Source organism: Microbulbifer sp. Q7 (genome assembly GCF_001639145.1).
Lineage (GTDB): Bacteria > Pseudomonadota > Gammaproteobacteria > Pseudomonadales > Cellvibrionaceae > Microbulbifer.
This window is the reverse complement of the sequence record NZ_LROY01000002.1, coordinates 328,104-340,000: the sequence shown is the minus strand read 5'-3', so window position 1 is coordinate 340,000 and position 11,897 is coordinate 328,104. Positions and strand designations below refer to the sequence as shown.

Sequence of the window (11,897 nt, the reverse complement as noted above, 5' to 3'; positions counted from 1 at the left end):
CCTCGATCACCTGGTCGGTGACCCCGAGAAGGACGCGCATTATATGGCGCCAATCTCGTTTGGCAAGCTCTTTTTTTGAAATTCTTTTTCCGAGAAAACTCGTTGAAAATCAAAAGCTTAGCTTGCCACCTCGCCGCGTTTTGCGTTGCCGCTCAAGCAGCGAGGGCGCGAACTATACGGAGCATCCTGGCGGCTGGCAAGCTGTTTTTTCAAACTTTTTGCCGACCCCGGTAGCGCTTCGCTGCCGCACAAGTAGAAGCCAAAATACCGACCTCTACTCATAAAAAAACACCCTCAATTGAGAGTGTTTTTTAGATGGCGGTGAGGGAGGGATTCGAACCCTCGATGAGTTTAACCCCATACGCCCTTAGCAGGGGCGCGCCTTCAGCCACTCGGCCACCTCACCGTAACTTTTCCACCCTGACCACCTTGATTGGTCCGGGCAACAACAGCTAGAGACACTGGGTCTTGGCTGCTGAAAGTGAGCGGCATAATACCAACGGCAATGTAAAAATCAATGGGGAATCAATAACTTTTTGTGTTTTCTTAAAGGTCGACTACAAAGTATACAGACATAAAAAAAGGCCGCTGGGCGGCCCTTTCTGATCGGCTACTCGTCAGTCTGCACTTCCGTCATCGGAGGTCTGCTTCTCGCGCTGGATGCGCTGATAGATCTCCTCACGGTGAACCGCGACTTCCTTCGGTGCATTGACCCCGATTCGTACCTGGTTGCCTTTTACACCCAATACGGTAACCGTCACATTGTCACCAACCATCAGTGTTTCACCGATACGGCGGGTTAAAATCAACATTACCTACTTCTCCTTGATCATCCTGTGATTTGGCACGACCGGTTATCCCTGGCCAGCGCCTTAGGTCATCATAACCCGAGAAGGCGTTAAACCGGGAATCTTGTCCGTCACTTTATTCAGTATCGCCCAGTCGCTGAAAATCTCAACAGGTCGCACCGCACGCCAGACAACAGAATTGCTATGGTTGCCTGCGGGATCCATCACTCTGGTTATAGTTATTCCGCGCTCTTCGGCTCAGAGAGCTCAAATGCACTGTGTAGCGCACGCACTGCCAGTTCGAGGTAGCGCTCATCGATGATCACTGAAATCTTGATTTCGGAGGTGGTGATCATCTGGATATTGATATTGTCCTCGCCCAGCGCCTCGAACATCTTCGACGCAACATTGGCGTGGGAGCGCATACCCACACCCACAATGGACACTTTGGCAATCTTGTCGTCGGATACCACTTCCCGGGCACCCAGCTCGTCCGCCACCCGCTCCAGCACACCACGCGCCTTGCTCAGGTCATTGCGATGAACCGTGAATGTAAAGTCAGTCGTGCCATCCACCGCACTGATGTTCTGGACAATGACGTCGACCTCAATGTTTTCCGCACCTACCGGTGCCAGAATGCGACAGGCAACCCCGGGGGTGTCGGGTACGCCGCGAATGGTCAGTTTTGCCTCGTCGCGGTTGAATGCAATGCCAGAGACTACAGGCTGTTCCATCTCGTTGTCTTCCTCATCCAGACTAATCAGTGTGCCGTTACCCTCTTCGAATGTAGAGAGTACACGCAGCGGCACTTTGTACTTCCCGGCAAACTCTACTGCCCGAATTTGCAGAACCTTGGAGCCCAGGCTCGCCATTTCAAGCATCTCTTCAAAGGTGATGCGGTCCAGGCGGCGGGCACTGTCCACCACGCGCGGGTCGGTGGTGTAAACACCATCAACGTCGGTGTAAATCTGGCATTCGGTTGCATCCAGTGCGGCCGCGAGGGCAACACCGGTGGTGTCTGAACCGCCGCGGCCAAGGGTGGTAATGTTGCCGTCGTCGTCGACGCCCTGGAAACCGGCAACTACAACCACTTTGCCGGCATCGAGGTCTCGGCGCATGCGCTCCACATCTATGCGCTGGATACGCGCCTTGGTGTGGGCGTTATCCGTAAGAATTTTCACTTGGCCGCCGGTGTAGGAGCATGCATCGTAGCCACGCTTTTTCAGCGCCATACTGAGCAGTGCAATCGTCACCTGCTCCCCGGTGGACACCAGCACGTCCATCTCGCGGGGATCCGGGTGTTCCTGAATCTGCCGCGCCAGATCGATCAGGCGATTGGTTTCGCCACTCATTGCGGAAAGCACCACCACCATATCGTGGCCCTTGGCTCGGAAGCCCGCCACCTTGTCGGCCACCGCTTCGATGCGCTCGATAGAGCCCACCGAAGTGCCACCGTATTTCTGCACGAACAAACTCATCGCTCTAGTGTTCCTTACTGCCCAAATGCACCGCGGCACCTGCCGCGCGCGCGTCGCGCACTTAATCACCAAAACCCGGGCAAATCAACTGGAAAGGTGCATTTTCTCCGGAGAAAAACCGCCAAATCACCTTTTCTCGGAGTTTTTGCCTGATGGTTTCACTTGATATTGTTTTTCACCCAATCGGGGACAGCCTTCAGCACACCCGGCAGAGATGCGACATCGGTACCGCCGCCTTGTGCCATATCCGGGCGACCACCGCCCTTGCCACCGAGCTCACCCGCAGCAAAACGCATCAGGTCGCCAGCGGCCAGACGCTTGGTCAGGTCTTTGGTCACTGCGGCAATCAGGGCCACTTTGTCGTCTCCCGGCGCCGCCAGGAAAACAATGCCGCTGCCCAGCTTATTCTTCATCTGGTCTGCGAGGTCGCGCAGGGACTTGGCATCCGCTCCTTCAATCGCCGCGGCCAATACTTTTACCCCGTCGATCTCTATCGCCTGGCTCGCCAGATCACCACCGGCACCGCTGGCGAGGCGCGTCTTCAGTTGCGCAACTTCCTTTTCCAGCTTGCGGTTGCTGGCGAGCAATTGCTCCACCTTGTCAGCCAGCGTGTCGGGGCGCGCCTTGAGTACCGCCGCCGCATGATCCAGGCGCTGCTGGGCTTCATCGAACAATGCCAATGCATGCGCGCCCGTGACCGCTTCGATTCGACGCTGGCCCGATGCGATACCGCTCTCGCCAACGATACGCAGCAAGCCGATATCACCGGTGCGTTTCACGTGGGTGCCGCCACACAACTCTACCGAGAAGGCGCCACCATCGGTGCGCTCCCCCATGGACAGCACGCGGACGGAATCGCCATATTTCTCACCAAACAGGGCCATGGCCCCTTTGGCTTTTGCCGATTCAATATCCGTCACCTCGGTTTCCACCGGTGTATTGGCGCGAATCTGGCTATTCACCAGCGACTCAATGGCGCGCAACTGCTTCGAAGTCACCGCCTCCGGGTGCGAGAAGTCAAAACGCAGGCGCTCGGAGTCCACCAGAGAACCCTTCTGGGTCACATGTTCACCGAGAACCTTGCGCAGCGCCGCATGCAGCAAGTGGGTGGCGGAATGGTTCAGCGCGGTGGATTGACGCACATCATCAGCCACCTCCGCAGCAACCTCGTCCCCAACCGCAACACGGCCAGACAAAAGTTTCCCCTGGTGCAAATGATGACTTCCCAGCTTCATACAGTCAGCCACTTCGAAACGACCGCCGGCCGACTGCAGATAGCCACTGTCCCCTACCTGGCCGCCAGACTCGGCATAGAACGGCGTGCGATCAAGCACCACCGCACCGGCCTCACCCTCTTGCAGGGCATCTACCTGCTCGCCGTCTTTAACAATGGCAACGACCTTGCTGGTGGCCTCGGTACTGCCGTAACCAACAAATTCAGTAGTGCCCTCAAGCTCGAGATTGCCCGTGTAGTCCTGCTTGAATTTGCCCGCTGCACGGGCGCGCTCGCGCTGGGCATTCATGGCGTCTTCATAGCCCGCCATATCCAGGGTGAGACCGCGCTCGCGGGCAATATCCTGGGTCAGGTCAGTGGGGAAACCGTAGGTATCATGCAGGGTGAACACCAGCTCTCCCGGCACCTCGCTTCCCTCGAGCGAAGCCAGCGCGTCGTCGAGCAGTGCCATCCCTTTGTCGAGCGTTTTTGCAAATTGCTCTTCTTCTTTGCGCAGGGCTGTTTCAATGACGGACTGCTTCTCCCGCAGCTCGGGATACGCCTCACCCATCTGCTCCACCAGTGCCGGCACCAGTTTGTAGAAGAAGATTTCCTTTTGCCCCAGCTTGTTTCCATGACGCACCGCCCGGCGAATGATCCGTCGCAGTACAAAACCACGTCCTTCATTCGACGGCATTACGCCATCCGCGATAAGGAAGGAGCAGGAGCGGATATGGTCCGCAATAACCCGCAGGGATTTCTCTTCGGTGTTTTCACAGCCAACGATTTTTCCTGCCGCATCCAACAACGCCTGGAACAGGTCGATTTCGTAGTTGGAGTGCACACCCTGCATCACGGCGGCAATACGCTCGAGCCCCATCCCCGTATCGACGGAGGGCTTGGGCAGTGGATGCAGCTCGCCATCGGCTGCACGCTCGAACTGCATGAACACCAGATTCCAGATCTCGATATACCGATCCAGGTCATCGTTCTCGGAACCCGGAGGGCCACCCGGCACATCCGCACCGTGGTCATAGAAAATTTCTGAACTCGGACCACAGGGGCCGGTATCACCCATTTGCCAGAAATTGTCTTCATCCAGCCGTGAGAAACGGTCGGCACTGACTCCGATCTCCTTGAGCCAGATATCGGCAGCTTCGTCGTCACTGATATGCACCGTAACCCACAAGCGCTCTGGCGGCAGTTGCAGGACTTCGGTCAGGAACTGCCAGGCAAACTGAATCGCTTCACGCTTGAAGTAGTCGCCAAAGCTGAAGTTGCCCAGCATTTCAAAAAACGTATGGTGGCGAGCGGTGTAGCCGACGTTTTCCAGGTCATTGTGCTTGCCACCGGCACGCACGCAGCGCTGGGAACTGGTAGCACGCACGTACGGGCGCGACTCCTGCCCAAGAAAAGTATCTTTGAACTGCACCATGCCGGCGTTGGTGAACAACAGCGTAGGGTCATTCCCGGGCACCAGAGAACTGGACGCAACACGGGTGTGTCCCTGCTCGGCAAAATAGTTAAGAAATGCTTCGCGTATCTGTGCGCTCTTCATTCAGGCAACTTCCACATCATCAGTAAATTTTGTTCCGACGCGTGCATCGCGTCGCCAGTGTTCAGTCCCGCAGGTCGTCGGCAAGGCCGGCCTCAGGCATTTTGCGCTGGGCCAGCAAATGGATATGCAGGTGAAATACGGTTTGCCCCGCTTCGCGGCCATTGTTGACCACCAGACGAAAGCCCTTTTCCAGGTTCAGGCGCCGCGCCATCGTCGAGGCAACCCACATCAAGTGCCCCAGCAGTGGCACATCCTCCGGCAACACATCCGCCAGATTGACCAAAGGTTTGCGGGGGATGACCAGCAGGTGGGTCGGCGCTTGCGGCGCGCGATCTTCAATGACAATACACTGATCGTCCTCATAAAGGCGTCGAGCAGAAAGCTCGCCCTCGATGATTCGCGTGAACACACTGCGCTCAGCCACACTGGTCTCCTGCGCCGTCCCCGGACCAAGACTGCCTGCGTCAAGCAGGCTACTTGTCGAGTTTCTCGTCGGTGGTCAAAGGCCTTGCCTCAGATTCCAGCATCACGGGAATACCATCACGCACCGGATACGCCAGGCCACTGGCCTTGCAGATCAGCTCCTGAGACTCCTCGCGATACTCCAGCGGCGCCTTGCTGACTGGGCAGACCAGCAAACTCAGTAATTTTTTGTCCATGATGTACCCCGCTTGTGCCAACAGCCCGCCATGACTGGGCTACCGGTCAAAAATGACCGCGTATGGTACAACGCTTTCAGGGGCTTTTCACGGCCGCCGGAAGATTTCCGGGTGCGGAAGGGGAAACGGGCCGGGGGGGGCCATGCGGGCTGGTGGCCAGCCCGCTCTCAGGTGGCGGCCTGTTGGCGCTCGGATACCCCGGCGCGCTGGTCTGACGGCGCATGCTCGGCCAGATGTTCGAGCGTTGCTGTGAGCGCCTGCTCCGCCGCATCCGGTTCGTTAAAGACCTCGTGATAGGCTCCCGGGAAGACACGCAACCGGTGCTGCGCACCTTGTAGCCGCTGCTGCCAGTGCCGGGTGACATCGGGAGCAACCAGTTCGTCGCCCTCCGGCAACAGGGTCAATGTCGGGATCGCAATGGCCTCGGGGTGCGCGAGCAACTGATCGCGGGTCTTGCGGTAGGCCAGAAACCAGCGCGGCGTCACCCTGTCGTGCACCAGGTCGTCACTGCAGTACTCTTGCACGGTTCCCGGGTCGCGACTTATATAGGAAGGATTCAGCCGATTGGGCAGGGACAACCCGGGGCTGACTTTCGCCAACAGACGTATCAGGCCCACCTCGAGCTTGCCCGGCTCGCTCTTGCCGGCAAATGCGGGGGCAGACAGAATCAGACTATCGACCTGGGCGCCGTCAGCGGCCCGAGCCACCGTGGCACAGGCAATCACACCGCCCATGCTGTGACCAAGCAAGTGAATCCGCTGATCCGGGTTTTCGTGGCGCACCAACCGAATACAACAGGCGAGGTCCTCGGCGTAGGCTGAAAAATCTTTGATATCGCCGCGTCGTCCTTCGGACTGTCCGTGGCCTGCATGGTCCAGGGCATAGACGCTGTAACCGTGCGCATTGAGCGCGCGCGCAAGGTGCCGGTAACGACCACTGTGCTCACCAAGCCCATGGGCAATCACTACCACACCCAGTGCGTGCTCCACCCACCATCGCCGATAGTGCAACCGGACACCACGAGATTCCAGGAACATGGGCCCCTCCTGTTTTTATGCTTATTCGAGGATTCAGGCACTGCAATCGGGTTGAACCGTAACAGGCCTGTCGCTATCCGTTTTTGTACAACGAATAGCGCCCCTTCGCCAGCGATTATTCCGCGCGGAACGTGCGGCAGGAGGCGACGGCCCTTGCCCAACCGTTCAACAGGTCCCGACGTTGCAGCTCCCCCATCTGTGGCAGGAAATCTTGCTCGACATCCACCAGCGACTCCGGAAGGCCGCCGGGAGACCACACGCCGGCACCGATACCGGCCAACAGCGCAGCGCCCACCGCGGTGGTTTCTATCTGCCGGGGGCGCTCCACACACAGCCGGGAAATATCCGCCTGGAACTGCATCAGGAAGTTATTGGCGCTGGCACCGCCATCGACCCGCAAGCATTGCAGCTGGACACCCAGCGCCTGCGCCATCAGCTGCGCCAGTTCGTGACTCTGGAACGCAATGGACTCGAGGGTCGCCCGGACAATTGCCGATCGGCCCGCGCCACGGGTAAGGCCAAATATGGCGCCGCGAGCACCAGCATCCCAGTGCGGCGCCCCAAGACCGCTGAATGCCGGCACCAGATACACACCCCGTGTATCCGGAATCGCCTGCGCAATCTGCTCCGTTTCCGCAGCCTGCTGGATGATCCCAAGGTCATCGCGCAACCACTGCACCGCCGCCCCGCCGTTGAATACAGAGCCCTCAATGGCAAATTGCGGTTGCCCCGCCCCGTCACAGGCAATGGTGGTGAGCAGCCCATCGGGCACCAGCGGGCGCACAGCCCCGGCACAGGCGAGCATAAAGCACCCCGTTCCGTAAGTATTTTTCAGGCTTCCGGGCTCCACACACCCCTGGCCGAATAGCGCGGCCTGTTGGTCCCCCGCTACGCCACTGATAGGCACCTCGGCGCCGAGAAATGCCGAGGCATCGGTGATCGCAAACTCACTCGCTGAGTGACGGATTTCGGGAAGAATGGCGGGAGGACAGCCGAACAGGTTCAACAGCTCGCCATCCCACTGGCGGCGATCCAGGTCGTATAACAGGGTGCGGCTGGCATTGGTGTGGTCGGTCAGGTGGGATTTGCCGCCGGTCAGCCGCCAGATCAGCCAGCTGTCGATGGTGCCAAAACACAGGTCTCCCGCTTCGGCGCGGCGCAACAGTTTCGGCGATTGCTGGAAAATCCAGCGTAACTTGCTGGCGGAGAAATACGCATCCAGTAGCAATCCGGTTTTCGCCCGGATCATTGACTCGGCGCCCGCCTCGCGCAGCTCGCTGCAGATACCCGCCGAGCGGCGACACTGCCAGACAATGGCCCGGTGCACCGGCTTGCCGGTATGGCGGTCCCAAAGTACCGTGGTCTCCCGCTGGTTGGTAATCCCCAGCGCGCGGAGCTCACTGGCTGCCACGCCGGCCCGCTGCAACGCAGCCGCACAAACCCTGAGCGTTACCTGCCAGATTTCTTCGGCATCGTGCTCCACCCAGCCCGGCCGGGGGTAATACTGGGGAAACTCGGAATAGCTGCGCCCGCGCAGGCGGCCATCAGCATCAAAGACAAGCGCAGTGGTACCGGTTGTACCCTGGTCAATGGAGAGAATCATCGCGGCTCACTGTTCATTATTCGTTGTGCAGACCGTTACTCCCTAGCCAGTATATACGCCTCGTTTACCACATCCACTACGTCCAGCCCCCGGTGCGAGTCTAAAAACCCCGCCCCGGATGCTCTTCTGGTTCAGCGGCATCCAGCTCGGCGATGGCGTACTGAATCGCGTCGCTGGAAAACCCCCGATAGGCGAGATAGCGCTGCCGGCGGGCACGTTCCTTGGCCTGCTGCTGGCGATCCAGCGTGGGGGCAATTGGGCGACGGAACTTGCGCTGTAATTGCTCGAGGGCCAGCTCGAACCAATCCACACCCTCCTGCAACTGCTCCATAACCGCTTGCGCCAGCGCACTGTGTATACCGCGCAACTGCAGCTCCTGGCGAATTCTGATGGGGCCCTGTCCGCGCTGCACCCGGGAGCGGCAGAATACCTCGGCAAAGCGCTGGTCTGACTGGTAGTTGAGTTCTTGCAGGCGCAGCAGTACCGCGTCAAAGTCATCGAGTGGATGCTTTTTAGCAAGCTTCTGGCGGAGTTCGTGGCAGGAATGTTCACGGCGCGACAGCAACTCAAGCGCGTGATTGAACAGGGTCTGGAAGGTGTCGGTAGACTCCCCGGTAACCGCGCTAGCGTCGGCGGGGGAGGATGAGGCAGTTTGCGATAAGGAAACCGACGGCCAGGAGGGCTGGCCGCCGGAATTGTCGTCGGGCGAAGACAAGATCAGTCTTCCGCAGCTTCCAGCGCTTCCGGCTTAGCCTCCACCACGTCACCCAGCAACTGGGCGCGCAACTGGGCTTCGATTTCTTCCCGAATATCGGTGTTTTCCTTCAGGAATTTCACCGCATTGGCCTTGCCCTGGCCAATCTTGTCACCCTTGTAGCTGTACCAGGCACCCGCCTTATCGATCAGCCCCATCTTCACGCCGTAGTCGATAATCTCGCCCAGCAGGTTGATCCCCTGGCCGTACATGATCTGGAATTCGGTCTGCTTGAACGGGGGCGCCACCTTGTTCTTGACGACCTTGACCCGTGTCTCGTTACCGACCACCTCGTCGCCCTCTTTCACCGCGCCGATGCGGCGAATATCCAGGCGCACAGAAGAGTAGAACTTGAGGGCGTTACCACCGGTGGTGGTCTCCGGGGAACCGAACATCACACCAATCTTCATACGAATCTGGTTGATGAATACGCACAGCGTATTGGTATTCTTGATGTTACCGGTGAGCTTGCGCAGCGCCTGGGACATGAGACGAGCCTGCAGGCCCACGTGGGAATCCCCCATCTCACCTTCAATTTCGGCGCGCGGCGTCAGTGCCGCCACGGAGTCGACCACCAGCACATCCACCGCACCGGAACGCACCAGCATATCCGCCACTTCCAGCGCCTGTTCGCCGGTATCCGGCTGGGATACGATCAGTTCGTCAACATTGACCCCCAGCTTCTCGGCGTAGATCGGGTCCAGTGCGTGCTCGGCATCCACAAACGCACAGGTGCCGCCCTTGCGCTGGGCTTCCGCGATCACCTGCAGGGTCAGGGTGGTTTTACCGGAGGATTCCGGGCCATAGATTTCCACAATACGCCCACGGGGCAGGCCGCCAATGCCCAGTGCCACATCCAGGCCCAGGGAGCCGGTGGAAATCGCGGGGATGCGCACGCGCTCTTTATCCCCCATGCGCATGACGGTGCCCTTGCCGAACTGACGCTCGATCTGTGACAGCGCCGCCTGTAAAGCCTTGTCTTTGTTGGAATCCATGACCCTTCCCATGTACTTGAAGATTACTTATGGGAGGGAGCTTAGAGAAAAATTACTGTATAAGCAACCAGTAATCTGGAATTGATGGTCGGCGCACGGGCGAACCGGGCAACGGTGGTTTCAGAGGCCCACCGGAACGGTGCGCGGGTCAGCGCTGGCGATGAGACTCGGCTATCTCAAGCAATCCGCTTAGTGCCTCGATGACCGTCTTTGCCTGGATCTGCTGGCGGTTGCCATCAAAATGCAGCAGACGCGCATCGGCCTGCAACGGCTCCTGCCCCTGGCCGTGGGCCCAGCCGATCCACACCGTGCCGACCGGCTTTTCTTCGCTGCCGCCGTTCGGCCCGGCGACACCGCTCACGGCCACCGCGAGGTTGGCATCGAGACGACTGAGCACACCCACCGCCATCTGACGCACAACCGCCTCGCTAACGGCACCAAACTCCACCAGATCACCGGCATCCACACCCAGAAAATCGCGCTTGATACGGTCGGCATAGGAAACCACGGAGCCCTCGAACCAGCCGGACGCACCGGCGACCGAAGTGATCGCTGCCGCGATAGCACCACCGGTGCACGATTCCGCCGCCGTTACTTTCCAGCCGAGATCAGCGAGCACCTCGCCAAGTTTCTCCGCCAACTCTCGGGTCTGTAAATCCACCAGTTCTCCTCAGAGTGCTCAAATTAACCAGATGACCATAGATCGACAGATTGACACGAAGCAACCAGCCCCAAGGGCTAGATGCGCTCGATCCGCCCACTCAGGTGGGCACGCTTGCCTGCGGCATCGACGAGATTGAAACGCACCCCGGGATTATCGCTACAGAACTGCAGACTGACCGCAGACGGCAACAACACCGGCTTGTTAAACGCCACACTGAACTCAAAACTCCCCGATACAACATCCTCTGCCGCCTCCGCCAGCGCTGCAAGACAGTGCGCCTTCAGCCACATACCGTGGGCAATCGCCCGGGGAAATCCGAAGAGCCGGGCCGTAGACGCATAGAGATGGATCGGGTTTCTGTCGCCAGACACTCTCGCATAACGACGGCCGATATCCGCGGACAGTACCCACGGCAGTGTTCGAGCGCCGCGCATATCCATGGCGGCTTCCGGCGCCCGGGCTCGGGAACGCGCACTGCCAGCGTCGCCGGGCGCGCGTGGTTTGGTGCGACTGAGCAGGGTGCTCACGCATTCCCACACCAGCTCGCCGGCCACCTTCACCCGGGTAATCAGATCAAACTCGTAGCCCCGCTTTACCGGCGCGGGTGCCATCAGGTCACACTGGATATCCAGATGATCGCTTTCGCCAAGGCAACGGTGCTGACGGATTCGGTTGCGCAGGTGCACCACCCCCAGCACGGGAAACGGAAAGGCATCGGACACCAGCAGGTTCAACTGCAGGGGCATGGCCAGCACAAAGGGATAGGTCGCCGGCAACGCTGAATCCGGCGCAAACCCGCAGACGGCGCGGTAATCGCTAAGATGCGCGGGCTCGATACGCTGGCGCGGGAGGCTGACCGTCGCGAGCACCCCGTTGCGGCTCCCGCTCGGCTGGCCGGGTTTGCGCGCGGTCAGCGCGCGAAAATACAGAGGCAGTACCGATGGGCGGGCGTTGAGTTGAATCTGTAGTGGCATGAGGTTGCTTTGTGCGTCAGGCGCGATGGTAAATCTGGTCATCACCAGGATTGACTGCGCATCATAGTGCGAATCTGGGCAAAAAAGGTACCCCTGCCTGGTTTCCCCCGAAAAATGGCGCCGTAAAACGACAAAACCCGGCGAGCGCCGGGTTCTGTAACTTGTGTCAGACAG

The 11,897-nt window shown here is 59.3% G+C and carries 11 protein-coding genes and 1 tRNA gene; all 12 read right to left on the bottom strand.

Features of this window, described 5'->3' with window-relative positions:
* Positions 1–316: 316 nt before the first annotated feature.
* The 12 genes from AU182_RS07140 to AU182_RS07085 all read right to left on the bottom strand — a co-directional run bounded on the left by AU182_RS07140 (position 317) and on the right by AU182_RS07085 (position 11,765).
* Positions 317–406, bottom strand: a tRNA-Ser gene (locus tag AU182_RS07140).
* A 211-nt stretch (positions 407–617) separates the two neighbouring features.
* Entirely contained in the window at positions 618–812 is a 195-nt protein-coding gene (csrA, locus tag AU182_RS07135; RefSeq protein ID WP_066962957.1) for a carbon storage regulator CsrA, read from the bottom strand.
* Positions 813–1,027: 215 nt separating this feature from the next.
* Positions 1,028–2,266: an aspartate kinase gene (locus AU182_RS07130; protein ID WP_066962954.1), complete on the bottom strand. Its 1,239-nt coding sequence runs from the start codon at positions 2,264–2,266 to the stop codon at positions 1,028–1,030.
* Between the two features lie 158 nt (positions 2,267–2,424).
* Positions 2,425–5,037 (bottom strand): alanine--tRNA ligase, encoded by a 2,613-nt coding sequence (gene alaS, locus AU182_RS07125; RefSeq protein ID WP_066962952.1) that lies wholly within the window; start codon positions 5,035–5,037, stop codon positions 2,425–2,427.
* Between the two features lie 61 nt (positions 5,038–5,098).
* Entirely contained in the window at positions 5,099–5,461 is a 363-nt protein-coding gene (locus AU182_RS07120; protein ID WP_066962949.1) for a histidine triad nucleotide-binding protein, read from the bottom strand.
* A 49-nt stretch (positions 5,462–5,510) separates the two neighbouring features.
* The gene (locus AU182_RS07115) at positions 5,511–5,699 is read right to left on the bottom strand and encodes a Trm112 family protein (RefSeq protein ID WP_066967665.1); all 189 of its coding nucleotides are present in this window, start codon (positions 5,697–5,699) and stop codon (positions 5,511–5,513) included.
* 164 nt (positions 5,700–5,863) lie between these two features.
* The gene (locus AU182_RS07110; protein ID WP_066962946.1) at positions 5,864–6,733 is read right to left on the bottom strand and encodes an alpha/beta hydrolase; all 870 of its coding nucleotides are present in this window, start codon (positions 6,731–6,733) and stop codon (positions 5,864–5,866) included.
* A gap of 115 nt (positions 6,734–6,848) precedes the next feature.
* Complete coding sequence (glpK, locus tag AU182_RS07105; protein WP_066962943.1) at positions 6,849–8,336, bottom strand: glycerol kinase GlpK; 1,488 nt, start codon at positions 8,334–8,336, stop codon at positions 6,849–6,851.
* Positions 8,337–8,436: 100 nt separating this feature from the next.
* On the bottom strand, positions 8,437–9,051 hold the full coding sequence (locus AU182_RS07100; protein WP_082859278.1) for a regulatory protein RecX: 615 nt from the start codon (positions 9,049–9,051) through the stop codon (positions 8,437–8,439).
* A gap of 2 nt (positions 9,052–9,053) precedes the next feature.
* Entirely contained in the window at positions 9,054–10,085 is a 1,032-nt protein-coding gene (recA, locus tag AU182_RS07095) for a recombinase RecA (protein ID WP_066962940.1), read from the bottom strand.
* Between the two features lie 148 nt (positions 10,086–10,233).
* Positions 10,234–10,746, bottom strand: coding sequence for a CinA family protein (locus AU182_RS07090; RefSeq protein ID WP_227718161.1), 513 nt, complete (start codon positions 10,744–10,746; stop codon positions 10,234–10,236).
* Between the two features lie 77 nt (positions 10,747–10,823).
* Entirely contained in the window at positions 10,824–11,765 is a 942-nt protein-coding gene (locus AU182_RS07085) for a MaoC/PaaZ C-terminal domain-containing protein (RefSeq protein ID WP_227718305.1), read from the bottom strand.
* Positions 11,766–11,897 lie beyond the last annotated feature (132 nt).

Coding starts and splice junctions, on each gene's coding strand:
- glpK (WP_066962943.1), bottom strand. CDS start 8,336: ATGATTCTCTCCATTGACCAGGGTACAACCGGTACCACTGCGCTTGTC.
- AU182_RS07130 (WP_066962954.1), bottom strand. CDS start 2,266: ATGAGTTTGTTCGTGCAGAAATACGGTGGCACTTCGGTGGGCTCTATC.
- alaS (WP_066962952.1), bottom strand. CDS start 5,037: ATGAAGAGCGCACAGATACGCGAAGCATTTCTTAACTATTTTGCCGAG.
- AU182_RS07110 (WP_066962946.1), bottom strand. CDS start 6,733: ATGTTCCTGGAATCTCGTGGTGTCCGGTTGCACTATCGGCGATGGTGG.
- recA (WP_066962940.1), bottom strand. CDS start 10,085: ATGGATTCCAACAAAGACAAGGCTTTACAGGCGGCGCTGTCACAGATC.
- csrA (WP_066962957.1), bottom strand. CDS start 812: ATGTTGATTTTAACCCGCCGTATCGGTGAAACACTGATGGTTGGTGAC.
- AU182_RS07085 (WP_227718305.1), bottom strand. CDS start 11,765: ATGACCAGATTTACCATCGCGCCTGACGCACAAAGCAACCTCATGCCA.